We start from the raw sequence: 24,964 nt of genomic DNA on the forward strand, positions 1-24,964 counted from the left end.
AACTCCCTCCCCTTTAGCCGCCATCATTTTTCTCGCGGCCATCACCTTATTTCCTACGGAGTTCACCTTGCGTCTGTTTCACACCTCCGACTGGCACCTTGGGCAAAACCTGCACGGCCAGGAACGCGATTTCGAACACGCCTGCTTTCTCGAATGGCTGCTGCGCCAGCTGAAGCTGGACCAGCCAGACGTGCTGCTGATCGCCGGCGATATCTTCGACACGGTCAACCCGCCGGTCAAAGCCCAGGAACGTCTCTACGACTTCATCGTCAGCGCCCATGAACAACAGCCGAAGCTGACCATCGTGATGATCGCCGGCAACCATGATTCCGGCTCGCGGATCGAACTGCCCGCGCCGTTGATGCGGCGTTTGCGTACGCATGCGCTGGGTCGTGTGCTGTGGCTGGATGATGGCCAACTCGACGCTGAGCGCCTGCTGCTGCCATTGCCGGATGCCAAAGGCAAAACCGTCGCCTGGTGCCTGGCGCTGCCGTTCCTGCGCCCCGCCGAAGTAACCGGCGCGCACCTGGGCGACAACTACCTGCGCGGTATCGGTCAGGTTCACGAATGGCTGATCGAAGCGGCCAATGCCAAGCGCAAACCGGGTCAGGCGCTGATCGCCATCAGCCACGCGCACATGGCCGGCGGCTCGGTGTCGGAAGACTCCGAGCGCAGCCTGATCATCGGCAACGCCGAAGCGCTGCCCGCCAACCTGTTCGGGCCGAGCATCAGTTACGTCGCCCTCGGTCACTTGCACAAGCCGCAGAAGGTCAATGGTGAAGAGCGCATCCGCTACAGCGGCTCGCCGATTCCGTTGTCGTTCTCCGAGATTGGCTATCAGCACCAGATTCTCGACATCACACTGAAAGGCGAAACCCTGGTCAGCGTCGAACCCAAACTGATCCCCCGGGCGGTGAATCTGCAACGCATCGGTCCCGCGCCACTGGCGGAAATCCTCCTGCAATTGGCCGATTTGCCAAATATCGACCTACTGGCCGATATCCAGCGCCAGCCATGGCTGGAAGTTCGGGTGCGCCTCGATGAGCCGCAACCCGACTTGCGTTATCAAGTGGAAACCGCCCTGCAAGGCAAAGCCGTGCGGCTGGTGCGGATCGCCGCTGAATACGCTGGCAACGGCAGCCGCGATGGCGTCGATGACGGCACGACCTTGATCGAACTCGACCAGCTCTCGCCTCAGGAACTGTTCAGCCGCGCCTGGCAGGACAACTACGGCAGCGAGGTCGACGAGCAAACCCTCAAGGACTTCGCCGAGCTGTTGCAAGACGTGCAGATGGAGAGCGAACAACCATGAAGATCCTCGCGATCCGCCTGAAAAACCTCGCCTCACTGGCCGGGCCTTTTGAAATCGACTTTACCGCTGAGCCGTTGGCCAGCGCCGGTCTGTTCGCGATCACCGGGCCGACCGGCGCCGGTAAAAGCACCTTGCTCGACGCCTTGTGCCTGGCGCTGTTCGGTGCTGTGCCTCGGCTGAGCAATGCCCAGGTGTCTGCCAAAGCGCCAGACGCCGACGGCGAGATCAGCACTGGCGACCCCCGCACATTGCTGCGTCGCGGCACGGGTGAAGGGTATGCCGAAGTCGATTTCGTTGGCATCGATGGCCGTCGCTACCGCGCTCGCTGGGAAGCTAATCGCGCCCGGGAGAAGGCCGGCGGCAAGCTGCAAGCCAGCCGTCAGAGTTTGCGCGACATCGATCTGGATCAACTGCTGGCCAGTCAGAAAGTTGAATTCAAAACCCAGCTCGAATCCGTTCTGGGCCTGAACTTCGAGCAATTCACCCGCGCGGTGCTGCTGGCCCAGAGTGAATTCAGTGCTTTCCTCAAGGCCAACGACAACGAACGTAGCGAACTGCTGGAAAAACTCACCGACACCGCGCTGTATACGCGCCTCGGTCGCCGGGCGTTCGACAAAACCAAAGAGGCTCGCGAAACCCACAAGCTGTTGCAGGACCAGGCCACCGGCGTGACGCCGCTGTCGCCCGAAGCGCGCGCGGAACTCGATGAACGCTTCAACGAGGCACAGCAACAACTCAAGACCCAGCAAGCGCAACTCAAGCAATTGGAGCTGCAACACACCTGGCTCAAGGACTTGCGTCAGTTGCAGGACGAACAACAGAGCGCCACCGAGCAGCTGCAATCGGCCCGGCAGCACTGGGAAGGTCTGGCCGGCGAACGTTTGAAGCTGACTCGCCTGGAGCAACTGGCCCCCCAACGGCACCAGTTCGCCCGCAAGACTGAACTCACCGCCCAGCTCACACCGCTGGCCGCGCAGATTCAGCAACACACCCAACAGCAAACCGAGTTGAACGAGCGCCAGACGCAACTCGAACACAGCCTGAGCGCCGCGCAGGCGGCACTCGTCGAAGCCCAAGGCCAACACACCACCAGCGCGCCACTGCTGCGTCAGGCCTTCGAAGAGCAAAGCACCCTCGCCCGTCTGGTCAAGGACGCCAGCCTCAGTGCCGAGTTCAAGCAGCAGACGGAACTGGCCTGCACTCAGGGCCAAAACACGATCCAAGGCCTGCTCGACCAACAGAAACAGGTCGCCGAACGTCTGCAGCGGATTGCCGGGGAGCTTGAACAAAGCACCCCTCTAGCACCCTTGAGCGATGCCTGGAACGCCTACCGTGATCGCCTGCAACAGTTGATGCTGATCGGCAATCGCCTGAACAAGGGCCAGGCCGAACTGGCCGCCCTGGAACAAAGCGCCGCTCGCGCCGCCGAGGACCTGTCCACTCAGCGCCAGAGCCTTGAAGTGCTGTACAAGGAAGCCGGCGCCGAACCGGAAGCGGTGGCCGAGCAGATCCGGATTCTCGGGAGTCTGTTGCAAGACAACCGCAAGCAGCAGCGAGCCTTTGAGGAGCTGACACGCCTGTGGGCCAGTCAGCAGGAACTGGACAAGCGCGCGTCCGAACTCCAGCAGCGCCAGCTCACCGCTCAGCAAGAACGAGAACGTCTGACCCAGGACGGCGTGAAAGCCAAGAACGAATTGGTCATTGCCGAACAGACCCTGAGCGTCACCCGCGAACTGCTGGAGCGCCAGCGCCTGGCCCGCAGCGCCAGTGTCGAAGAACTGCGCGAGCAGTTGCAGGACGATCAGCCGTGCCCGGTCTGTGGCAGTCCCGACCATCCCTATCATCAGCCCGAAGCCCTGCTGCAGAGCCTTGGCCGGCATGATGAAAGCGAACAGGCCAACGCCCAGAAAGCCGTCGACCTGCTGAAAGAAAAGCTCACTGACCTGCGCGCTGAAGTGGGCGGCGTGATTGCTCAGCAAAAGGAGTTGCTGCAACAGCAAGAACACCTCGCGACGCAGCAACAGAGCCTGGCACCGAGCCTTGAAGCCCATCCGTTGTCTGCGCAATTGCTCACGCAGGATGCGGCTAAACGCGATGCCTGGTTGGTGCAGCAAAATAACCAGTTGAACCAAAGCATCACTCAGGACGAACAACGGCAAACCGCCCTGCTCACCCTGCAGCAAGACGCCGCGCGCCTTCAACAGCAACTGCGTAGCGCTGAAGCGGCGAGCCAGCAAGCGGCCCAGCACCTGGCCAACCAGCAACGTGAGTTGAGCCGTGATCGCCAGCGTCTGGACGAGGAGTTGACGGCGTTCAGCACCCTGCTCCCGGCCGATACGCTGCAAGCGCTGCGCAACGAGCCGGCCGCGACCTTCATGCAGTTGGACCGGCAGATCAGCCAGCGCCTGGAACAACTCGATCAGCAACGCGATGAACTCAGCGAACAGCAACAACGGCAGCAAACGCTGGAGAAAGAACAGGACCGCCAACTCACTCGCCTCCAGCAGTTGGAAACGGCCCGCCAGCAGTTCACCGCCCTCGCCGACCAGCAACAGGCCTGCCAGCAAAAACTCACGCAATTGCTCGGCGAACACGCCAGCGCCGAGCAGTGGCAGCAGCAACTGGATCAAGCCGTCGAACAGGCCCGCAATGCCGAAGCCACGGCCAATCAGGAATTGCAAACCGTGCGCACGCGGCTGGTGCAGCTGGGCGCCGAACTCAAGGCTCAGCAGGAACGCTCGCAGGCACTGGACACCGAAGATCGCGAGCTGAGCGGCAAGATTGCCGAATGGCGCGCATTGCATCCGGAGCTGGATGACGGTGGTCTGGAAGATCTGCTGAGTGTCGACGACCAGCAGCTCAGCGAACTGCGCCGGCAATTGCAGCAAAGCGAAAAAGCTATCGAACAAACCAAGGTCCTGTTACAGGAACGCGATCAGCGTCTGCTCAATCACCAGGCACAGCACAACGGCAATCTCGACTTCGAACAGCTGGCGACGGCGCTTGCCGAATTGCAAAACCAGTTCACCGCCAGCGAACACCGTTGCGCCGAACTGCGCGCCGAACAGGCCGAGGATCAGCGCCGGCAAAACGCCAATCAGGCCCTCGCGCAGCAGATTGCCGACGCCTATACCGAATACCAGCGCTGGGCACGTTTGAATGCCCTGATCGGTTCGGCCACGGGCGACACCTTCCGCAAGATCGCCCAGGCCTACAACCTCGACCTGCTGGTGCATCACGCCAACGTTCAGTTGCGGCAACTGGTGCGGCGCTACCGCCTCAAACGTGGCGGCAGCATGCTCGGTTTGCTGGTGATGGACACCGAGATGGGTGATGAACTGCGTTCGGTGCATTCGTTGTCCGGCGGCGAGACGTTCCTGGTGTCACTGGCCCTGGCGCTCGGTTTGGCGTCGATGGCATCGAGCACGTTGAAAATCGAATCGTTGTTCATCGACGAAGGCTTCGGCAGCCTCGATCCGGAATCCCTGCAACTGGCCATGGATGCTCTCGACGGCTTGCAAGCCCAGGGACGAAAAGTCGCGGTGATTTCACACGTACAGGAAATGCATGAACGGATTCCGGTGCAGATTCAGGTCCGCCGTCAGGGCAACGGCCTGAGTACGCTGGAGGTGAAATGAATACGCTGTATTCCTTCCGCCGCTGCCCCTACGCAATGCGGGCGCGCATGACCCTGCGCTACTCCGGGGTTGCGGTGAGCATTGTCGAGGTCAGTCTGAAGGCCAAACCTGCCGAAATGCTTGCGCTGTCGAGCAAAGGCACGGTGCCGGTGCTGAGCGTCGACGGTCAGGTGATCGATGAAAGCCTGGCGATCATGCACTGGGCCCTGGCGCAGAATGATCCGCAGGATTGGTTGCTCAAGGACGATCCTGTCGGGCAGCAACACATCGCCGGGTTGATCGAAGAAAACGATCAGGTGTTCAAAGTGCACCTGAATCGCTACAAGTACGCCGAGCGATACCCCGAACAGCCAATGGAGTTTTATCGAGCTGAGGGCGAGGTGTTTTTGCGCAGGCTCGATGAGTTGCTGGAGGGACGCGACTTCTTGCTGGCCGAGCATCCGAGCCTGGCGGATGTGGCACTGATGCCGTTCGTGCGGCAGTTCGCCCATGTCGATCGCGAGTGGTTTGGGCAGACGCCCTATCGCCGTTTGCAGGCCTGGTTGCAGCGGTTTCTGGAGTCGGAGCTTTTCATCGGAGTAATGGCAAAGTAGCGGTCCATTGTGGCCGCTGGCATTCAGGCCAATACCGAGCACATCTCCAATACCGAGCAATCCACGTGGAACGGCCCGAAGAAGTCGTTCTGGCGTTCGATTGGCGGATTCCCGGCCAGCAGCCCCAAGGCCTTCGCGGTTTCAATGTTACGAGCAAGGTTGTGATTGGCTTCGATAGTCCGTGCCACCGACCCCGCCGAGCCCTGTCCGATCCCCAACAAGGAAGATCCATTGGTCATGAACGCCAGGAAGGCGATGACCCAAAGTCTGTGCCCTTTCATTCCCCGGCGACTCCCGCGAGTTCAGCCTGATCGACCATCGCGGTTTGCGAACGGTGTTCAAACTGAATGCCGGGACGAGCGACCTGAATCGGCGCTTCTAGCGGTTGACGCGATTGTGGCGAGAGGCTGACAACCAGCACCAGCACCGCATAAAGAGCGATAGCCAGGTAGGCGCCGTGTTTGGCAGAAGTGATGATTGCGCTGGCCATGATGTTCTCCGCAGGCATGTTTCGATGCCCACAGAATCGATCAAAAAACCGGTGGTAACCACTCAGGATTACCCATAGTAACCATCAGCTTCGTTAATCATTAAACCAAACTATCTCAGTCTTCAATAAAACTAATCATGCGTTCACGGGCCGCATCCGGCTCGTCTGTAACGGGCTGGGCAGCCGAAAGAATGGGAGTGGAATAGAGAAACAGAAGAACCACGGCCAGACGCATTGCCATGCTGTCGATCCTTATCAGGAGAAGGAGTCAAAAAATCAGCGTCAAATTTAAACGTGTGGCCATGTGATATCAAGCATTACATTGATGGCAATATAATGCTGTCGTAAACGCGTTATGCAGGAGCGACATCACTCAGGTTTCTCAAAGCTTTTCAGCTCGATCCACTCAAGTGACTTCGCTCCTGCATAAAAGGTGCAGGGTTCAAATTTCAGCCTTGGGTCTTGTGATCCAGAGCCGCGTAAAAGTTGGCGCTCTGTTGCAGGTATTTCTGGGTGTAGCTTTGGGCGTGGGATTTTTTGTCGCTGATTTCAACGTTGGCGCTGGCTGGCAACGCAACGGTGGCAGAGATTGCGGAAGCGGCGATTACAGAGAAGAGATTGAAGTTCATGGCGGTGTTCCTCGGATTCAGTTGGCTTGCTTGCCCGGTGGGGCCGTGAAGCAAACTTAACCTTCGAGGTTGGCGCCTTGAAATCTTTTGTAGCATTAGCAGATATCAGCGTCATTAATAGAAGGATGCAGGCCCCATCAACCGGGGCCTGCGGCTTATTGACGCACCATGAACTTGAGGTCGCTCGGGGCATCCATCGGCAGTTTTTGCACGGTTTTACCCAGCAGGCCTGTCTTTGAATCGCGTTCGACGACGACAATCTGGTTGCTTTTCTGATTGGCGATCAACAAGAACTTGCCACTCGGATCGAGGCTGAACTCGCGCGGGTGATCACCGTCTACGGAACGGCGCTGCAGTTCCTTGAGGTGCCCGGTCGCAGGATCGATGGCGAACACCAGCAACTGATTGGCGGTCCCACGGTTGCTAACGTAGAGGAACTTGCCATCGCTTGACGCGTGAAGTGCAGCGGCTGCCTTGTCCGAAACGGGTTGCCCCGCCGCCAGCTCAACCATCTGCGTTTGCTTGAGTTGGCCATCCTTGTAATCGAACACCGCAACCTGCGCGCTCATTTCCATGGTCAGCCACGCGTGTTTGCCATCGGCGCTGAACAGCAAATGACGCGGACCGCTGCCGGGTGGCAATTGGACGGACGCCGGTGTAGCGGCGGTCAAGGGCAGTTCCGGGTTAGCCTTGGGGTCGAAGCGGTAGGCAAAGATCTTGTCAGCGCCCAGGTCATTGGAGAACACATACTGGCCGTCCGGCGAGGACACCGTGGAATGCACGTGTGCCGACATCTGCCGTTCAGGATTGACCCGGCTCGATGGATGGCTGCTCATCTGCACCACGGGTTTGAGTTTGCCATCGGCGTCCACCGGCAACACCGCCAGGGTGCCGCCCGGATCTTCAGACACCGAATAGTTGCTAACAAACAGGTGACTGGCTTCAGCGCTGAGGCCCGAATGCGTCGGCTCGTTGCCCAGGCTCTGCACCTGATTGATCAGGCTCAGTTCATGGGTTTTCGGATCGATCGCATAACTGCTGACGCGCCCTACCGGATCGGTCTGTCCCGGGCCGTTTTCGTTGACCACGAACAGCTGACGCTGATCCTTGGACAGGGTCAGCCAGGATGGGTTTTCGCTCTTGATCACTTGCAACGGCTTGGCGTCGATCTGCCCGGTAGCGCTGTCGAAGTTCAGGCGATAAATCCCCTGGCTCTGACCGGCTGTGTAGGAACCGACCAGCAACTGATAGTCGTCGGCCGACGCAACCTGAAAACCCATCGCGCCGACGCTGCCGGCCATCAACAATGGCCAGAGCTTACGCATCCTCATTCGCTTCTTCCTCATCGTCATCACCGCGGAACGCGGTCATGCACACCAACCGGTGCTCGCCGGAACTGCCGGTGATCAGCCAGCTTTGCAGGTCTGGATCGAAGGTCGCGGCCTCGACCTCGGCCGGGGAGAATTCCCAGTGCTTGGACACACGACCGTCCAGGCATTCGATGTGCAGGTTATCGTCTTCATCGAGGGAGAATTCGAAGGCATGCAGCCCGTCGATTTCCACCATATCGCAGTGTTCGAGGGTGGCGAGCAAGGTGTCGGTTGGGGCGGTCATGGCAGTCAATCTTTGAATGGGAAAGACGCAATGATAGCTCAATGCAGGAGCAACTCCGTGTCGGTCACTAAACTCACACACAACCCCGAACAAATGTGGGAGCGAGCCTGCTCGCGAAAGCGGTGTATCAGCCAAGGTTGATATCGACTGACACTCCGCATTCGCGAGCAGGCTCGCTCCCACTGGGGGTTGTGCTTGGCGATTACAGCGCGTCGCGGGACGGCTGCCCGTCCACCAACCGCTGAATACGCAGCGGATTGCCATTCTTCAAGGCCTCCGGCAGCAGGCTGTCGGGGTAGTTCTGGAAGCACACCGGGCGCAGGAAACGGTCGATGGCCAAGGTGCCCACCGAGGTGCCGCGCGCATCGGAAGTGGCCGGATACGGACCGCCGTGGACCATTGAATCGCAGACTTCCACGCCAGTCGGATAGCCGTTGAGCAGGATCCGTCCGACCTTCTGTTCCAGCAACGGCGTCAGCTCAGCGAACTGCTCGAAGTCCGCCGGCTCGCCAATGATCGTCGCCGTCAGCTGGCCGTGCAGGCCGTTCAACGCGGCGCTGAGTTGCGCCTGATCGGCGACCTCGACGAACACCGTGGTCGGGCCGAACACTTCTTCCTGCAGCACTTCGTCGCCATTGATCAACAGGCTGACATCGGCCTTGAACAGCTGCGGTTGCGCCTGATTGCCCTGTTGCGCACTGCCGGCCAGGTGCTCGATGCCCGGATGAGCGAGGAGTTTTTGCAGGCCTTTGCCATAGCTGCTCAGGGTCCCGGCATTGAGCATGGTTTGCGCCGGTTGATCGCCGATCAGCCCCGCCACCTGTTGCACGAATGTGGTGAATTGCGGCGAACGAATACCAATCACCAAACCGGGATTGGTGCAGAACTGACCGCAACCCTGGACCACCGAAGCAGTCAGGTCACGAGCGACCGATTCGGCGCGAACGTGCAGCGCCTGCGGCAACACGATTACCGGGTTGATGCTCGACATTTCGGCGAACACCGGAATAGGCTGCGCACGGGCTGCGGCCATGTCACACAACGCACGGCCGCCCTTGAGCGAACCGGTAAAGCCAACCGCCTGAATCGCCGGATGCTTGACCAGCGCTTCGCCAACCCCACCGCCGTAGATCATGTTGAACACGCCGGCCGGCATCCCGGTTTTCTCAGCGGCGCGGATGATCGCGTCGGCCACGAACTCGGCTGTGGCCATGTGACCGCTGTGGGCCTTGAACACTACCGGGCAACCGGCGGCCAACGCCGACGCGGTGTCGCCACCGGCCGTAGAGAACGCCAACGGAAAGTTACTGGCACCAAACACGGCGACCGGCCCAAGGCCGATGCGGTACTGACGCAAGTCCGGGCGCGGCAACGGTTTGCGCTCAGGCAACGCCAGATCGATCCGCGCACCGTAGAAATCACCGCGACGCAGCACCTTGGCGAACAGGCGCATCTGGCCGCTGGTGCGACCGCGCTCGCCTTGAATCCGAGCGGCGGGCAGCGCGGTTTCGCGGCAGACCAGCGCCACAAAGTCATCGCTCAGCGCGTCCAGTTCATCGGCAATCGCGTCGAGAAATTGCGCCCGACGTTCGGCGCTCAGGCTGCGATAGGCCGGGTAAGCCGCGGCGGCAGCCTTGGCGGCGGCGTCGACTTCTTCCGGCGTCGCCTGGGAGAAATCGAACGGCAACGCTTCGCCCGTGCTGGCGTCGATGCTCTGTAGATTGAGTTGACCGGCCGCACTGCGCTGACCGCCGATGTAGTTGTGACCAAGAATTCGGGTCATGCCTATCTCCTTAAAGGGTGCCAACAGTGCCGGGCTCGAACGCTGCTTCAACCGGTGCAATCCCGTTGATCAACGGTGCACCGAACTCGGCCTGGCTGATCTCGAACACGTCACCCGGCTGGGTGCGAATGCCATCGGCAAAGGACAGGGTCGCGGTGCCGAAGAAGTGAATGTGTACATCGCCCGGGCGCAGGAACTGGCTGTACTTGAAATGGTGGTACTCGAGGTTTTCCAGGCTGTGACACATGTTGGCCTCGCCACTGAGAAACTCGTTCTGCCACAGCACTTCGCCGTCGCGCAGGATGCGGCTGGTGCCCGCCAGATGCTTCGGCAGTTCACCGACCCGAAGTTCCGGGCCATAACTGCAACTGCGCAATTTGGAGTGGGCCAGGTACAGGTAATTCTTGCGTTCCATCACGTGATCGGAGAACTCGTTGCCCACGGCAAAACCGAGTCGATACGGTTTGCCGTCGTGGCCGATGACGTAGAGCCCGCTGAGTTCCGGCTCCTCCCCCGCGTCTTCGGCGAACGGTGGCAACGGGAACGGTTGGCCCGGACGCACGACGATGCTGCCGTCGCCCTTGTAGAACCATTCCGGTTGTACACCGGCCTGCCCCGCTACCGGTTTGCCTCCCTCCACGCCCCATTTGAAGATGCGCATGGTGTCGGTCATCGCGGCTTCGTCGCCGACTTGCTGATGCATCTTGTCCCGGGCCGACGCACTGCCCAAATGGGTCAGGCCTGTGCCGCTGACCAGCATGTGTGCCGGGTCCGGGTGATCCAGCGGCGGCAGGATTCGCAACTTGGCCAGCAGTTCGGCATAGTCATGGCTGATGCCCAGGCCCAGGGTTTTCACCTGTTGCTCAAGATTGACGCCGGCCTCGATCGCGGCCAACGCCAGATCGCGAACGGTGCGCGCGTCCTGCACTTCGCGCACCAGACCGTCCTCGACCACGCCCACCCGGCGCTCGCCGTTACTCAATTCGAACTGAACTAAACGCATGAATCTTCTCCTGTGAACAATCTTGAAGTTGGCATCGCACCCTGTGGGAGCGGGCTTGCTCGCGAAGAGGCCGTCACATCCGACATCACCGGCGACTGACACTCCGTCTTCGCGAGCAAGCCCGCTCCCACAGTTGATAGGTGTGAATCCTTAGGTGCGGGTAGCACCCCGGGCGCTGGCAGCGAACTGATCGGCCGGCAGCACGTGCTTGCGTTCCAACAGGCGATAGACCACACCGGTCAACACCAGCCCGAACACCATCACACCCGAAAGGAAATACAGGCCCGAAGCCAGGTTGCCGGTGTATTCCTTCAGCGCGCCGATCACGAACGGACCGATGTAGCCACCCAGGTTGCCCACCGAATTGATCAAAGCGATTCCGGCCGCGGCACTGGCGCCGGCAAAAAAACGGCCCGGCAACGTCCAGAACACTGCTGTGCAGGAAAACAGCGCGAAGGCCACCAGGCACAACGCCGCCAATTGCAGCACCGGCACGGTCAGCCAGGCGCTGAGGAACAGGCCGATGGCGCCCAACACGTAAAGCACCGCCAAGTGGCCGTAGCGATCATTCAAGCGGTCGGAACTGCGCGGAATGATCAGCAACCCGATGATCCCGAAGATGTACGGCACCGACGACACGAAACCGGTCACCAGATCCGTGCCACCGAACTGCTTGATCAGGGTCGGCAGCCACAAACCCAGGCCGTAGATGCTCAGGGTCACCGGCAGATAGAACAGCGCCAGCAGCAAGACACGTTTGTCCTTGAGGGCGTGCAACGGATTGCCGTGGCGGGTCTGGCCGTATTCCTCGAGATCCTTTTTCAGTTCGCCGGTCAGCCAGTCCTTTTCGGCCTGGTCCATCCACTTCACCTGTTTCGGACCGTCCGGCAGCCAACGCAGCACTGGCCAGGTCAACAGGATCGCCGGGGTGCCGATGACCATGAACAGCCACTGCCAGCCATGCAGGCCAAGTACGCCGTCCATGCCGAGCAGACCACCGGACACCGGGCCGGTGATCAACATGGCGATGGGTTGGGAAAGGATGAACAACCCGAGGATCTTGCCGCGATGGCGCACCGGAAACCATTGGGTGATGTAGTAGAGAACGCCCGGGAAGAACCCGGCTTCCGCCGCGCCGAGCATAAAACGCATCACATAGAAACTGTGCGGCCCCTGGACGAAGGCCATACCGATGGTGATGGCGCCCCAGGTGACCATGATCCGCGCGAACCAACGCCGCGCGCCAAAGCGTTCGAGCATCAGGTTGCTGGGGATTTCCAGCAGGAAATAACCAATGAAAAACAGCCCGGCACCCAGCCCGTAAGCGGCGTCACCGATGCCGAGGTCGGCGCCCATGTGCAATTTGGCGAAGCCTACGGCGGAGCGATCCACATAGGCGATCAGGTACAGCAGGATCAGGAAGGGGATCAGTTTTAGCGTGATGCGACGAATAAGCCGCAATTCCTGGCTCATGAGATCGGTCTCCGATTGTTGTTGTTATAGAACCTCGGGGGACGCCTCTCGTGGAAAACCGCCAGGGCAATCCCTCCGTTGAAACGGACTATATAGTAATACTATTTACGCAACAACACTTCCAAACAGCCGAATTTGCGCCTATGTTACACCTCAGCTCGAACAATATAGTCATACAATAAGAGAACCGATCATGTCTGATAAGAAACCCACCCTGCGCTCCGCCCAATGGTTTGGCACCGCCGACAAGAATGGCTTCATGTACCGCAGCTGGATGAAGAATCAGGGCATCGCCGACCACCAGTTCCACGGCAAGCCGATCATCGGCATCTGCAACACCTGGTCGGAACTGACCCCGTGCAACGCGCATTTCCGCCAGATTGCGGAGCACGTCAAACGTGGAGTGATCGAGGCTGGGGGCTTTCCCGTGGAATTCCCGGTGTTCTCCAACGGCGAATCGAACCTGCGCCCGACCGCCATGCTCACCCGCAACCTGGCGAGCATGGACGTCGAAGAAGCCATTCGCGGCAACCCGATTGACGGCGTTGTGCTGCTGACCGGCTGCGACAAAACCACCCCGGCGTTGTTGATGGGCGCGGCCAGTTGCGACGTGCCGGCGATCGTCGTCACCGGTGGGCCGATGCTCAACGGCAAACACAAGGGCCAGGACATCGGCTCGGGCACCGTGGTCTGGCAGCTCAGCGAGCAAGTGAAAGCGGGCACCATCACCATTGACGATTTCCTTGCGGCCGAGGGTGGCATGTCCCGTTCGGCCGGCACGTGCAACACCATGGGCACCGCGTCGACCATGGCCTGCATGGCTGAAGCACTGGGCACTTCCCTGCCCCACAACGCGGCGATTCCAGCGGTCGATGCGCGTCGTTATGTGCTGGCGCACATGTCCGGCATGCGCGCGGTGGAGATGGTTCGCGAAGACTTGAAACTGTCGAAAATCCTCACCAAAGAAGCCTTCGAAAACGCCATTCGCGTGAACGCTGCCATCGGTGGTTCGACCAACGCCGTGATCCATTTGAAAGCCATTGCCGGGCGCATCGGCGTCGAGCTGGATCTGGATGACTGGACCCGCATCGGTCGCGGCATGCCGACCATCGTCGACTTGCAACCGTCCGGGCGTTTCCTGATGGAAGAGTTCTACTACGCCGGTGGCCTGCCAGCGGTACTGCGTCGCCTGGGTGAAGCCAACCTGATTCCGCATCCGAATGCTTTGACCGTCAATGGCAAGACCCTCGGCGAGAACACCAAGGACGCGCCGATTTATGGCCAGGACGAAGTGATCCGCACCCTCGACAACCCGATCCGCGCCGACGGTGGCATCTGTGTGTTGCGCGGCAACCTCGCACCACTGGGTGCGGTGCTCAAACCTTCAGCCGCCAGCGCCGAACTGATGCAACATCGTGGGCGGGCGGTGGTGTTCGAAAACTTCGACATGTACAAGGCGCGGATCAACGATCCGGAGCTGGAGGTGGATGCCAACTCGATTCTGGTGATGAAGAACTGCGGTCCGAAGGGTTATCCGGGCATGGCCGAGGTTGGCAACATGGGCTTGCCCGCCAAGTTGCTGGCCCAGGGCGTGACGGACATGGTGCGCATTTCCGATGCGCGCATGAGCGGCACGGCGTACGGCACTGTCGTTCTGCACGTGGCCCCGGAAGCGGCCGCTGGCGGACCTTTGGCGACGGTGAAAGAAGGTGACTGGATCGAACTCGATTGCGCCAACGGTCGTCTGCACCTGGACATTTCAGACGCCGAACTGGCGGCGCGCATGGCCGATCTGCAACCGCCGCAGCAATTGATCGTGGGCGGTTATCGTCAGCTGTACATCGATCATGTCCTGCAGGCGGATCAGGGTTGCGATTTCGACTTCCTGGTCGGCTGTCGTGGCTCTGAAGTCCCGCGCCACTCTCACTAAACCCACAACTCCCCTGTGGGAGCGGGCTTGCTCGCGAAGGCGGTAGCTTATGCAACAACAATGTCGCATGTGATGGCCTCTTCGCGAGCAAGCCCGCTCCCACATTTTGATCTTCATCTGATTCAGGACTGTGCTTGCTCTGGCGACCGTCCTCGCCGCGCCTGTTATCATGCGCGGCACCCCACCCCACAGGATCGCGCCGTTCCCCATGGATTACCGCAAACCTTCCGACCGCAAAAGCATGCACTCGCGCATCGTCCAGGAACTGGGCATGCAGATCGTTTCCGGACGTTTCAAGCCGTGTGACAAACTGCCCGCCGAAGCCTTGTTATGCGAAGAGTACGCGGTCAGTCGGCCAGTCCTGCGCGAAGCCACCCGGGTTTTGGTCGCCAAGGGTCTGGTGTATTCCCGTCCGCGAGTGGGCACGGTGGTCAAGCAGCGCAAGGAATGGCACATGCTCGATCCGGATGTGCTGCACTGGCTGATGCAAAGCAGCCCGCAAAATGAATTCTTCGATTTGCTGACCAGCGTGCGCAGCATCATCGAACCCGCCGCGGCCGCCCTCGCCGCGCAGTTCGCCACGGACGCGGACATCGCCTCCATCGGTGAAGCCTACCAACGCATGGAAGCGGCGCCGACGCCGGAAGCGCTGCTGCAACCGGACCTGGATTTCCATAGCCGGATTGCCGATGCAACCCATAACGACTTGCTGGCCAACCTGTGCAACATGCTATCCGTGGCGATTGCCGAAGCCTTGAAGCATTCCAACCAGCGACCGAATCTGCATGAACTGGCATTGCCCCGGCACAAGGCGATTCTGACGGCGATCGAGAACCGGGATGCGCTGGGTGCGCGGCATGCGACGTTGGTGCAGCTGGATGATGCGCGTAGTGCGTTGAATGCGGTGCTGGGCGCTGATCCCGAGTAATCGGCAGTCAGGGGCACTACCCTGTTCAACCAATGAGGGTGCGGTATCCGGCTACCGCACCCGGCAATCGCCTGTTCCGTAGGCTCATGATTCCAATCATGCAAAGGATTGCATCATGCCTACAGCTCTATCGCCGGACACCACGGCGTATACCGACGTCACAGCCCGCGCGGTCAGTGCACAGTTCGGCACTCGTCCGACATTACGCTCGGTAACCGCCCACCTGCTCCAGAGCAGCCTGCTGGAAAAATATCCGTCACTGGATTTCGATCCCGAGCGCACTCGTCTCGCACAGCCGTTCCCCGGGGGCGGCTGGACGCTCACCCTGTTGCTCGACGTGGCGCTCAACTACCTGGCGAGCGGCACTGCACCGCGGCTGGACGAACAGTACGGTCGCCAGTGTTTTCTAACCAACAAAGCGCCCGTGCGCCTGTCGGTCGATAGCACCCGCCGTCGCGAACCTGATATGCAAATTATCGCGGGCATCATGGCTGAATTGACCGCCACTGTTCATATCGGCTTCCAGGAAGACCTCAGTGCCTATTGGAACGCAGCGACCGACAATAGCGTCAGTCGCTGGCAATGGATTGCTGATTTGCTGGCCGGCGTGCTGAAAACCTCCTCTGTTCGCCACTCGTCAACCAACAGCCTGCAAGCCGACCTCCTCACCGAGCTCTGCAACAACCCCGATAAACAGCAGCGCCTTGAGGCTCCCGGGTCCAAAGGCAGGATTCACGCCTGCTTCATCGAAACCACGTTGAGCAAAAATCAGCTGTCGGTCAGCCTGCAAAGTCCTGACATTTTGCTGATCTGCGGTGAAACCCGTCTGCTGTGTAGCGTGTCCGGTGGCATCGAATCATTTCCGTCCCTTGAGGCGTTCGGGCGGGCCTGGTGCACACGGTTTGAACCGGGCCTGATGGCCGATGCCATTGCCTGGAAACGTTACGAACCTGACGGCAACCTTTTCGACACCCAGGCAGCCCTGCTGCTGAACCAACAGCTCGATGACCTGGCCGCGCTGACGCTGCCGGCACGCACTAGCCTGGACGACCTGGAAAAACGCTACGAGGCCATCACCGATCCGGCCACGCGATTCATTGGCGCCCAGGCGAGCATTGGAACAGACCTCACTCACCTTCCCCTGATACAGAAAACGATTCCCCAGTGGTTGCAAAAGGCCGAAGCTACCGACCGCATGGCCTATCGCAAACAGGTGCTGGCCCTCGCAAGCCTCAAGCAACAGGCGGCAGGCCGCTCGTTTCAGACAGGTATCGACGACCTTCATACCTTCGCCAAAAAAGCCCTGCGTCAACAGATGAGCGAAGATCGACCCACCGCCCCCGACTATGACGCCGATCAGCTGGAGCTCACCTTCCATGTACCCGTCGGCGACTTGGGCAGCGGTTATATTCACCGGACCAAAATGTCGTTGACCCAACTGGCAATCAATAACCTGGCCAGTAGACCCAATGGCCGAATAACCATCCGTCACACCGCAGGCCTGGTGATTCCAGACTGGGTCACAGAGGCTTATCTGTTGGATCTGGTCAACCGAGTGAATGTTGGCAAACACTACCCTGAGTTTATTCAGGCCCAATTGCTTGACGACACCCCGCAAGCGCGGGAACGCCAGCGACTGTTCGGCCTGGAGCTTGCCGTTCACTTGCCGATGTTGGCCCTGGAACAGGCGATCAAGGCTGAACAAGGCTTCACTCGTCAGGGCTATCGCTACGTCGAAGCATTGATGCACGGCACCACGGCTGAGCGATTCGTGGACGAGCAGGAAATTGTCCTGCGCCCCCTGGCTTTCCAAAGAAAGCCACAGGCCGAATGCGACGTGGTCAGCAACATGTTCATCATCGAGCCCCGTGATCTGCACGCCGATGGTCCGCACATCCTCTACCGGCCGCTGTATGTTCCGGCGCTCCAGCAATTCCCGACCCGCCAAGCCCTGTGGCGCGCCATTGCGCAACCGGGTCAATTGCAGAGCAGCGTACTGACGTGGCTGACGGACCGTGCACGACCTGTCTACGACAACAACGGATTCAACGAACCACACATTACTCACTTCCACATTGGCGATGATTTCGTACCACTTCAAAAGCCGAAACCGGCGATTCTGGCAGGCAACGAAGCCGCCGCCGACTGGATCGCGGCGCTGGAACACGGTCGGTTGCTAATGCAATTGTTCGATAGTAATGCCCGTGCATTGGTCGAACTGGCTGACCGGCAATCGGTGTCCAATGCCGAGAGCCGCTGGGCGATCATCCTCGAAGGTGGCTGGCTGCTGTTCAACAACCTGCTTTTACCCCTGGCGCGCGGCCCTGCCATGCTGGTGGGCTGGATGCTGCAAATTACCCATAGCCTGATCCAGGACCTGCCAGCACTGGACAGCGATGACGCCATGTCGCGGGAGCAAGCCTGGGTCGATGTGTTGCTCAACATTGGGCTGTTACTGCTGCATGCGCCACTTCGCGAAGCCAGCCCCAACGCACTCCCCCCCAACGCTGCCCCAGAGTTTGCGCAGGTGTTGGCCCCATTGCGTCAGCCCACCGCGCACCCCTTCGATACAACCAGGGCTGAAATCACCGAGGCTTCGCCGGGATTACCCTCCGAGCCACCGGGCAGTGGCAACACCCTGCTGGACTTCAGCCTGTCCACCGCTCGCGATTCAGCCTCGGCCCGATTGTTCGAAAAACTCAAGGCCGTGCGGGTTCCGTGGCCGGCTAAGCTGCCAGACCCGATTGCCTCCGGCCCATTCAAAGGGCTGTACCGAATCAACGACAAATGGCACGCCACCGTCGCAGCCCTGTTTTTTCGCGTGAGCATCGTACCGGGATTTGGCGAGGTCTATCTGGTACACCCTGAACATCCTGATCATCTCGGATTCAAACTGAAGTCCGATGGCCAGGGCAGATGGACCCTGGACCAAGGGCTGAAACTGCTCGGCGGTGGCCGCAAAAAAAGAATTGATGCGTTGCGCGAGCAACAACAACAGCGAATCGGGGAGCTGGAGCAGCAGTTTCAGGACTTTCTCGATCAGCAGGATCGCACGGTAAGACGCGTCGACATTGCCGACAACCTGGCACAGTTGAAACTCAAGAGCCCTTCCAGCACTGAGCAAGAGCGCTCCACTTTCCGCCAGCGGTACGTCCAGGAGCTGGACATCCAGACTCAAAGCTATGTAACGCTAATCGCCGGCATCAAGGAAAAAAGCGCCTTGACGGGCCTACCTGTCGACGAAAAAATGCGCAGCGTATTGCTGGGCAACATCATCAAAAATGAACGTAAACGGATTGTCATGGCTGACCATGATCGTGAAGCCGCCAACGCGAACTCCTCTGAGTTCAGCACCGCGGGGCGACTTTATGAGGCGCTGATTACCGGGGACGAAGGACTCTGGGATCGCTACCTCGACTTTGTACGCACAACCAGCGAAATCAATGAAGTCATGATCAAGTCCTATGAAGAAGTGGACAAGCGGCTGCAAGAACTTGAACAGATCCCCCAGCTGGGTGCGCAAGCGCTGGAAGAGTTGAACAAGGGTCGACCGGAAAACGAGCTGACAGCCCTAAGGGTCAAGATTTTTCAACTGATTACCCTGCGAATCCTCAGCGTCCAGACACTCCTGAGCGACACCACCACCGCCCTGGAAGCAGCCATCGACCCCTTGGTGATGCTGTCCCGGTCCCATGCGGAATTACAGTCTGCCCATGTTTATGAATCCTCGGACCGCATCGCTGTGCTCGACAACCTAGTCGACCGCTACAACAAGGCGCAGGACGCCCTGGGGAGTATCGAAATCTTCAGCGCCGATGAGTTGCATATGCCGGCGTTCAACCGCTTGCGCGAGATCATCGAGCAATTGCGCGTCGATGCCGAGCAGCGCCTGGCCGATGAACTTCAAAGGTCGTCACCCGCACAGGCGCAATCATCCACGCAAGAAGCGGGTACTTCGAAAGGAACAGCCGGTGGCAGGAAGCCTTCCACGGCCAGCCGGAAAAAGGTGATCAAAACGTCCAAAGGTATGTTGATTGGCGACGTTCGCCCGAACACCGACAATCAGGGCGGCGAAATCGTTGACATAAAAGGGCCTATGGAAGACAGCCCCTTGACGTCTTTCCGTGAAGACTCGCCCGATGTCTGGGTCGAAATGGTTGCAGCCAAAACACCGGAACCCAAAGCCACCTCCCGCCCCTACCCGCAACTCAAGGGCGACGCCCGCAAAGCGTTGGCGAAAGTCGATGAGCAGGTCAGGAAGATCGAGGGCTACGCACAACGTGCAAGCTCACCCAAGGAAATCGAAGAGCAGTTGCAGCGTGAAGGGCAAAAGCTCATGCATTTCGCCGACAAGCTGGAAAACCATGAGCACGCCCCGTCAACCGGCGAAAAAGACGCCACACTTCTCACCGAACTGCGGGACAAGGCCCGGGTTCTGGAGAACAAGGCGACGGAACTGCGCACCCGCATGACGTTGTACCAGGCTCCCACCAGCGAGGGATTGGAATACCTGCAACATCACAACCAACTTTACGCGCGAATCATTGGCGCACGGGTTCAGCTGAAAACCGGGCGCAAGGATTTCGTGCAGGAGTACGTCTTGCTCAACCGTGAAAACCAACCCTGGTGGTATGGTCATTTTCACTACGCAAAGGCCAACGATGCCAAGGCGAACTACACCCAGGCACACTTGAAAACCAGGGAGCAACGCTACGAAACCTATGAATCGGCCTTGGCGAAGGCCAAGGACCCGAAACAAAAGATCGAAATACATCATGGATTCATCACTAAATCCTTGGCCGAGCAAAGTTTTCTACCCTTGGAACCACGCTGATCCGCGCTTGGCACCCATAAAAAAGCCGCAACCCTGAGGTTGCGGCTTTTCTATTACAGCCTGGAATCAGTGAGCGAACAGCGAGTTGCCCTTCTGCCCCGCCAGTTTCTCCGGTTTGATCAGGAAGCGTGCCAGCGCTGGTAGCAGCCACAGTGCGCCGAACATGTTCCAGAGCAGCATGAAGGTCAGCATCAGGCCCATGTCGGCCTGGAACTTGATGGCCGAGAAGATCCAGGTGCACACGCCGATCGCCAGGCACAGGCCGGTGAACAGCACGGCTTTACCGGTGGATTTCAGCGTCTGGTAGTACGCCTCTTGCAACGGCAGACCGGCACGGAGGAAGCTTTCCAGGCGGCTGTAGATGTAGATCCCGTAGTCCACGCCAATCCCCACCCCGAGTGCCACGACAGGCAAGGTCGCGACTTTCACGCCGATGCCCATGAAGGCCATGAGGGCGTTGCCGAGTACCGAGGTCAGGACCAGCGGCAGCACGATACACAACGTCGCCGCCCATGAACGGAAGGTGATCATGCACATGGTCGCCACGCAGATGTACACCAGGATCAGGATGGTCAGCTCTGATTCCTTGATCACCTCGTTGGTGGCCGCTTCGATCCCGGCGTTACCGGCCGCGAGGATGAATTCCAGGCCTTCCTTGTTGTTCTCCTTGGCGAAGTCCTGCACTGCATGTACGGCGCGATCCAGCGTGGCGGCCTTGTGATCGTTGAGGAACACCAGTACCGGCGCCAGGGAGCAACTGTTGTTGTACAGACCATCAGCCCGAGCGATCGAGTTGTTCAGCACGTCCGGGTTACGCGACAGGGTTTCCCATTTCAGGTTGCCTTCGTTCATGCCCTTGATCATCTGCTTGGACACGGTCACCAGCGAAATCGCCGACTGCACGCCCTCGGTGTTCTGCATCTTCCACATCAGCTCGTCGATCGGCGCCATGGCTTCGTAGCGCGAGCAGCCTTCGGACCTGGTCTTGACCATCACCACCAACACGTCGGAACTGGTGGAGTAATTGCTGATGATGAAGTTGTTGTCCTTGTTATAGCGCGAGTCCGGACGCAGTTCCGGAGCGCCCTGATCCAGGTCACCGATTTTCAGGTTCTGGCTGTACCAGAGGCCGCCACTGAAGGCCAACAAGGCCAGGACAACCGACACCGGCGCCACTTTCGGGCTGGCAAAATTCGAAAGCAGACGCCAGAACGGGTGTTCGCGGTGCGCGTCTTTCTTGCTGCGTTCGACCGCGCGTTTGCTGATGCCAACGTAGGAAATCGCCACCGGCAGCAGGATCAGGTTGGTGAACACGATGACCGCCACGCCGATAGACGCGCCGATGGCCAGTTCACGAATCACGCCGATGTCGATGATCAGCAGCGTGATGAAACCCACCGCATCCGCGAGGATCGCAATCATCCCCGGCAGGAACAGCTGACGGAACGTGCGCCGCGCCGCAGTCAGGGCGTTGTCTGCCTCGCTGGACTGCAAGGCAATACCGTTGATCTTCTGCACACCGTGGGAAATACCGATGGCGAAGATCAGGAACGGCACCAGCATCGAGTAGGGATCGAGCCCGAAACCAAAGAAGTGCATCAAACCGAGCTGCCAGACCACCGCCACCAGCGTGGTACTCAACACCGCCACGGTGCTGCGCATGCAGTTGGTGAACCAGTAGAGCAGGATCAACGTGATGATGAAGGCGATGCCGAAGAACATCACCACCATGACCAACCCATCGATCAGGTCGCCGACTTTCTTGGCGAAACCGACGATGTGGATCTTCACGTTAGGGTTCTGGGCTTCGAACTTGTTGCGGATCTTGTCTTCGAGTTCGTGAGAGAACTTGCGATAGTCCAGCGCCAGCAACTTGCCTTGGTCCTGCGGGTCCGGGTAGGACTCCAGCAGCGGGATATCGACAATGCTCGACTTGAAGTCGTTGGCCACCAGACGCCCGACCTGACCGGACTTGAGCACGTTATTGCGTAACAGATCGAGGCTTTGCTGGGAGCCGTTGTAGCTCTGCGGAATCACTTCACCACCGGCGAAGCCCTCCTCTGTCACTTCGGTCCAGCGTACGCTCGGGCTCCACAGCGACTTGAGACCGGAACGGTCAACCCCGGAAATGTAGAACACCTCGTCATTGATCTGACGCAGAGTCTCCATGTACTCCTTGGAGAAGATGTCGCCATCAGTGGCTTCCACCGAGATGCGCACCGTGTTGCCCAGGTTCGCCAGATCGTTGCGATGCTCCATCATCTTTTGAATGAACGGATGCTCGAGCGGGATCATTTTTTCGAAACTGGTGGACGGCCGGATCAGCGTCGCTTGCCAGAACAGGAAGATACTGACCAGCAGGCAGATGACGATCACTGCCGGGCGGTTGTTGAAAATCAGGCGTTCGAGAAACGTCGCCTTGTCATGATGATGAGTGCTCAAGGATGTCATAGACCCGCCTTCTTATTATTTGCCCGGCTCATTTGGACGACCCATTTTTTCCGTTCTCTGCGCCGGTTGGCGAGGTGACGCGAACGCCACCCTGTCCTGCCAGAATCAGATTGCCGTTGCCCGCTGCGGTGACTGCCGAAACGGAAATGCGATCCGGACGGTTGAACACGCTGAAGGTTTCGCCGTTGTCGTTGCTGCGGATCACCGAGCCACCGTTGCCGACGATCACGATGGAGCCGTCGTCGAGCAGCGTCGCGCCGGACAGACCGAATTCCAGCGCACCGCGAGCGGCCTTGAGCTCAATCGGCTCCCAGGTCGTACCGAAATCGGTGGAGCGAAACAGATTGCCCCGCAGCCCGTAGGCCAGCAGCGTATTGCCTTGAGCGGTGCCGATCACGCCAAACAGTGAGCCCTCATAGGGACCTTCAAGCTTCTCCCAGGTCTGGCCCCAGTCGGCGGAGCGGAACATGCTGCCCTGCTCGCCGACAATGAACAGCCCGGAATCCTTGACCGCGGCGATGGCGTTGAGGTGGTACTGGTCTTCGTTATCCAGACGATCGCTGACATCTTCCCAGTTCTTGCCGCCGTCGGTGGTGGCCAGCAACGCGCCGTAAGCGCCTACGGCAAAGCCGCTGTTGACGTCCTGGAACCAGACGTCGAGCAGCGGAGATTCGCGTTTCAAATCTTCGAATTGCTTGGTCCAGGTAACGCCGCCGTCCTCGCTCGCGAGGATCTGCGCATCATGGCCGACGGCCCAACCGTGTTTGTCGTCGACGAAATACACCGACGTCAGCAGTTGCCGCGTCGGCACCTTGGCTTGGGTCCAGGTCGCGCCCTGGTCATCTGAATATAAAATGTGCCCGCGATCACCGACCGCCACCAGGCGCTTGCCGGCGTGCACGACGTCGAGCATCAGGCTCTTGCTGGCTTTGGCGGATTCAACGGAATAAACAATGTCGGATGCTGGCGCAGCAGCGGCCAGCACAGGTGCCGACAGCACGGCACAGCCCAACAGCGAGAGCGCTGTAGCCAGCAACGCGAATTTGCGTAATGCCGGCGGGCGGCAGATACCCACACCCATGACAGGCTCACTCATAGACCTTCCCCCATTATTATTGTTAGGTTGTTCAACCTTTCTGGGCGCCATAAGGGATGCTCTTTGGGATTGCCTTTTCTGGAGCATAGTCCTGAAATACGCAATCTAGAGCCCCTTCGGAAGCTGGCTTATCCTATCGGGGTTTGGAAAGGTCTGACAATCGACGCCACGTTATGTTTTGTTAACCTGGGGGATATGGGTGGGTGCTGAATGATTCGGTATCAGGTGGGGTGATTGGGTTTTGGGTTTGGTGTACATATCCGTTGCTGCGGTAACGGCTGATTACGGTTTCGCTTTTACAGCGACTCACTTTTCCAAACGCCGGAATGCCGGCCCAGCGAAAAGTAAGCAAAAGGCTTCGCCCCGGCGTACGGCACTTCGCTAAAGCTCAGTGTTCCCTCGCTACGGTGTCCATCAGGGGGCATCGCCTACGGCCTGCTTCGCGACGACCTCCTCTCGATGTGTGCGGCTTCGCCGCACGGCGCTACGCGCCTACCCCCTGATGAACACCTCCGCTCGGCCTGCCGAAGGGGCGAAAGATCAAGATCAACGTCAAAAGCCAAAGCCAAAGCCAAAGCCAAAGCCAAAGCCAACGGCAACGGCAACGGCAACGGCAACGGCAACGGCAACGGCAAGATCAACAGCTTCGCGAGCAAGCTCGCTCCCACAGGGATCGGATGTTTGGCAGAAAGAGATTGGTCGGCTGTCAGGCCGTCATCGCGAGCAGGCTCACTCCCACAGGGGATCGGCGTACGCCTTTCGCTTCTCACCACTCAACAGGCCGAGCGTTAGCTCGCCTGCAGCTTTTGATTTTGATCTTGCTTTGCCCGCCCCATCGGGAGGCTGAGTGGAGGTGTTCATCTGGGGGGTAGGCGCGTAGCGCCGTTCGACGCAGTCGAACACATCGAGAGGAGGTCGAAGCGAAGCCGACCGGAGGCGATGCCCCCAGATGAATACCGGAACGAAGGAACGCCGAGCCTAAGCGAGGGGCCGGACGCTCGGGGCGAGCCTTTTTTTGCTTACTTTTTTTTGGCGTTTGAAAAAAAAGTGAGTCGCCGTAAGGGCCAGCCCTTTCAAGGTGTTTTCTTTTTATGGGCCTTAAGCACGCGAGCCGTCGACACATGAGCATTTGCAGCCCTGCCCTCCAGCCATTCCTTGGACTTGGCGATTTTGGGACCTCGTATGCTTTT

17 protein-coding genes are annotated in these 24,964 nt (G+C 59.4%); 6 read left to right on the forward strand and 11 right to left on the reverse strand.

Annotated features, from left to right (window positions below; translation table 11 throughout):
- The first annotated feature begins 67 nt into the window (after positions 1 to 67).
- The 3 genes from KGB03_RS08915 to KGB03_RS08925 are packed head-to-tail and all read left to right on the forward strand — an operon-like array spanning position 68 to position 5,543.
- The gene (locus KGB03_RS08915) at positions 68 to 1,312 is read left to right on the forward strand and encodes an exonuclease SbcCD subunit D C-terminal domain-containing protein (RefSeq protein WP_223526858.1); all 1,245 of its coding nucleotides are present in this window, start codon (positions 68 to 70) and stop codon (positions 1,310 to 1,312) included.
- On the forward strand, positions 1,309 to 4,950 hold the full coding sequence (locus KGB03_RS08920; RefSeq protein WP_223526859.1) for an AAA family ATPase: 3,642 nt from the start codon (positions 1,309 to 1,311) through the stop codon (positions 4,948 to 4,950). The genes KGB03_RS08915 and KGB03_RS08920 overlap by 4 nt, the downstream gene beginning before the upstream one ends.
- Positions 4,947 to 5,543 (forward strand): glutathione S-transferase, encoded by a 597-nt coding sequence (locus KGB03_RS08925; RefSeq protein WP_223526860.1) that lies wholly within the window; start codon positions 4,947 to 4,949, stop codon positions 5,541 to 5,543. Before KGB03_RS08920 ends, KGB03_RS08925 begins: the two co-directional genes overlap by 4 nt.
- Positions 5,544 to 5,566: 23 nt before the next feature.
- On the opposite strand, the gene KGB03_RS08930 is transcribed toward KGB03_RS08925, so the two are convergent.
- From KGB03_RS08930 to KGB03_RS08965, 9 genes are all read right to left on the reverse strand, one after another.
- Positions 5,567 to 5,824 carry a hypothetical protein gene (locus tag KGB03_RS08930; protein ID WP_192409461.1) on the reverse strand — a complete coding sequence of 86 codons (258 nt, stop codon included), beginning with the start codon at positions 5,822 to 5,824 and terminating at the stop codon, positions 5,567 to 5,569.
- Positions 5,821 to 6,033: a hypothetical protein gene (locus KGB03_RS08935; RefSeq protein WP_218534616.1), complete on the reverse strand. Its 213-nt coding sequence runs from the start codon at positions 6,031 to 6,033 to the stop codon at positions 5,821 to 5,823. The genes KGB03_RS08930 and KGB03_RS08935 overlap by 4 nt, the downstream gene beginning before the upstream one ends.
- A 115-nt stretch (positions 6,034 to 6,148) precedes the next feature.
- A complete protein-coding gene (locus tag KGB03_RS31095) occupies positions 6,149 to 6,274 on the reverse strand; it encodes a hypothetical protein (RefSeq protein ID WP_256364976.1) in 126 nt (41 codons plus the stop codon).
- Positions 6,275 to 6,482: 208 nt separating this feature from the next.
- Positions 6,483 to 6,662, reverse strand: coding sequence for a hypothetical protein (locus KGB03_RS08940; RefSeq protein ID WP_192409462.1), 180 nt, complete (start codon positions 6,660 to 6,662; stop codon positions 6,483 to 6,485).
- 155 nt (positions 6,663 to 6,817) lie between these two features.
- The gene (locus tag KGB03_RS08945; protein ID WP_223526863.1) at positions 6,818 to 7,987 is read right to left on the reverse strand and encodes a lactonase family protein; all 1,170 of its coding nucleotides are present in this window, start codon (positions 7,985 to 7,987) and stop codon (positions 6,818 to 6,820) included.
- Entirely contained in the window at positions 7,980 to 8,276 is a 297-nt protein-coding gene (locus KGB03_RS08950) for a DUF5629 family protein (RefSeq protein WP_111451548.1), read from the reverse strand. Before KGB03_RS08950 ends, KGB03_RS08945 begins: the two co-directional genes overlap by 8 nt.
- 202 nt (positions 8,277 to 8,478) lie before the next feature.
- Complete coding sequence (locus tag KGB03_RS08955) at positions 8,479 to 10,059, reverse strand: aldehyde dehydrogenase (NADP(+)) (protein ID WP_223526861.1); 1,581 nt, start codon at positions 10,057 to 10,059, stop codon at positions 8,479 to 8,481.
- A 10-nt stretch (positions 10,060 to 10,069) separates the two neighbouring features.
- Positions 10,070 to 11,062, reverse strand: coding sequence for an AraD1 family protein (gene araD1, locus KGB03_RS08960; protein ID WP_192409464.1), 993 nt, complete (start codon positions 11,060 to 11,062; stop codon positions 10,070 to 10,072).
- Positions 11,063 to 11,212: 150 nt separating this feature from the next.
- Positions 11,213 to 12,535, reverse strand: coding sequence for an MFS transporter (locus tag KGB03_RS08965; protein WP_223526862.1), 1,323 nt, complete (start codon positions 12,533 to 12,535; stop codon positions 11,213 to 11,215).
- Between the two features lie 193 nt (positions 12,536 to 12,728).
- Between KGB03_RS08965 and KGB03_RS08970 the strand changes: the two genes are divergently transcribed.
- The 3 genes from KGB03_RS08970 (at position 12,729) to KGB03_RS08980 (ending at position 20,227) form a co-directional block, all read left to right on the forward strand.
- Positions 12,729 to 14,465 carry an IlvD/Edd family dehydratase gene (locus KGB03_RS08970; protein ID WP_218534612.1) on the forward strand — a complete coding sequence of 579 codons (1,737 nt, stop codon included), beginning with the start codon at positions 12,729 to 12,731 and terminating at the stop codon, positions 14,463 to 14,465.
- Positions 14,466 to 14,673: 208 nt separating this feature from the next.
- Complete coding sequence (locus KGB03_RS08975) at positions 14,674 to 15,393, forward strand: FadR/GntR family transcriptional regulator (RefSeq protein ID WP_156886757.1); 720 nt, start codon at positions 14,674 to 14,676, stop codon at positions 15,391 to 15,393.
- Positions 15,394 to 15,508: 115 nt separating this feature from the next.
- On the forward strand, positions 15,509 to 20,227 hold the full coding sequence (locus KGB03_RS08980; RefSeq protein WP_218534610.1) for a DUF6543 domain-containing protein: 4,719 nt from the start codon (positions 15,509 to 15,511) through the stop codon (positions 20,225 to 20,227).
- A gap of 66 nt (positions 20,228 to 20,293) precedes the next feature.
- Here the strand turns inward: KGB03_RS08980 and KGB03_RS08985 are convergent, their stop codons facing one another.
- Positions 20,294 to 22,678 (reverse strand): efflux RND transporter permease subunit, encoded by a 2,385-nt coding sequence (locus tag KGB03_RS08985; RefSeq protein WP_192409466.1) that lies wholly within the window; start codon positions 22,676 to 22,678, stop codon positions 20,294 to 20,296.
- Positions 22,679 to 22,706: 28 nt separating this feature from the next.
- Positions 22,707 to 23,774, reverse strand: coding sequence for a WD40/YVTN/BNR-like repeat-containing protein (locus KGB03_RS08990; RefSeq protein ID WP_192409467.1), 1,068 nt, complete (start codon positions 23,772 to 23,774; stop codon positions 22,707 to 22,709).
- Positions 23,775 to 24,964: the final 1,190 nt, after the last annotated feature.

The sequence above is a fragment of the Pseudomonas sp. BF-B-26 genome (genome assembly GCF_019956495.1).
GTDB lineage: Bacteria > Pseudomonadota > Gammaproteobacteria > Pseudomonadales > Pseudomonadaceae > Aquipseudomonas.

Excerpts from the sequence above, each read along its gene's own strand:
- KGB03_RS08920 (WP_223526859.1), top strand. The coding sequence starts at position 1,309 with ATGAAGATCCTCGCGATCCGCCTGAAAAACCTCGCCTCACTGGCCGGG.
- KGB03_RS08925 (WP_223526860.1), top strand. The coding sequence starts at position 4,947 with ATGAATACGCTGTATTCCTTCCGCCGCTGCCCCTACGCAATGCGGGCG.
- KGB03_RS08930 (WP_192409461.1), bottom strand. The coding sequence starts at position 5,824 with ATGAAAGGGCACAGACTTTGGGTCATCGCCTTCCTGGCGTTCATGACC.
- KGB03_RS08935 (WP_218534616.1), bottom strand. The coding sequence starts at position 6,033 with ATGGCCAGCGCAATCATCACTTCTGCCAAACACGGCGCCTACCTGGCT.
- KGB03_RS31095 (WP_256364976.1), bottom strand. The coding sequence starts at position 6,274 with ATGGCAATGCGTCTGGCCGTGGTTCTTCTGTTTCTCTATTCCACTCCC.
- KGB03_RS08940 (WP_192409462.1), bottom strand. The coding sequence starts at position 6,662 with ATGAACTTCAATCTCTTCTCTGTAATCGCCGCTTCCGCAATCTCTGCC.
- KGB03_RS08945 (WP_223526863.1), bottom strand. The coding sequence starts at position 7,987 with ATGCGTAAGCTCTGGCCATTGTTGATGGCCGGCAGCGTCGGCGCGATG.
- KGB03_RS08950 (WP_111451548.1), bottom strand. The coding sequence starts at position 8,276 with ATGACCGCCCCAACCGACACCTTGCTCGCCACCCTCGAACACTGCGAT.
- KGB03_RS08955 (WP_223526861.1), bottom strand. The coding sequence starts at position 10,059 with ATGACCCGAATTCTTGGTCACAACTACATCGGCGGTCAGCGCAGTGCG.
- araD1 (WP_192409464.1), bottom strand. The coding sequence starts at position 11,062 with ATGCGTTTAGTTCAGTTCGAATTGAGTAACGGCGAGCGCCGGGTGGGC.
- KGB03_RS08965 (WP_223526862.1), bottom strand. The coding sequence starts at position 12,535 with ATGAGCCAGGAATTGCGGCTTATTCGTCGCATCACGCTAAAACTGATC.
- KGB03_RS08970 (WP_218534612.1), top strand. The coding sequence starts at position 12,729 with ATGTCTGATAAGAAACCCACCCTGCGCTCCGCCCAATGGTTTGGCACC.
- KGB03_RS08975 (WP_156886757.1), top strand. The coding sequence starts at position 14,674 with ATGGATTACCGCAAACCTTCCGACCGCAAAAGCATGCACTCGCGCATC.
- KGB03_RS08980 (WP_218534610.1), top strand. The coding sequence starts at position 15,509 with ATGCCTACAGCTCTATCGCCGGACACCACGGCGTATACCGACGTCACA.
- KGB03_RS08985 (WP_192409466.1), bottom strand. The coding sequence starts at position 22,678 with ATGACATCCTTGAGCACTCATCATCATGACAAGGCGACGTTTCTCGAA.
- KGB03_RS08990 (WP_192409467.1), bottom strand. The coding sequence starts at position 23,774 with ATGAGTGAGCCTGTCATGGGTGTGGGTATCTGCCGCCCGCCGGCATTA.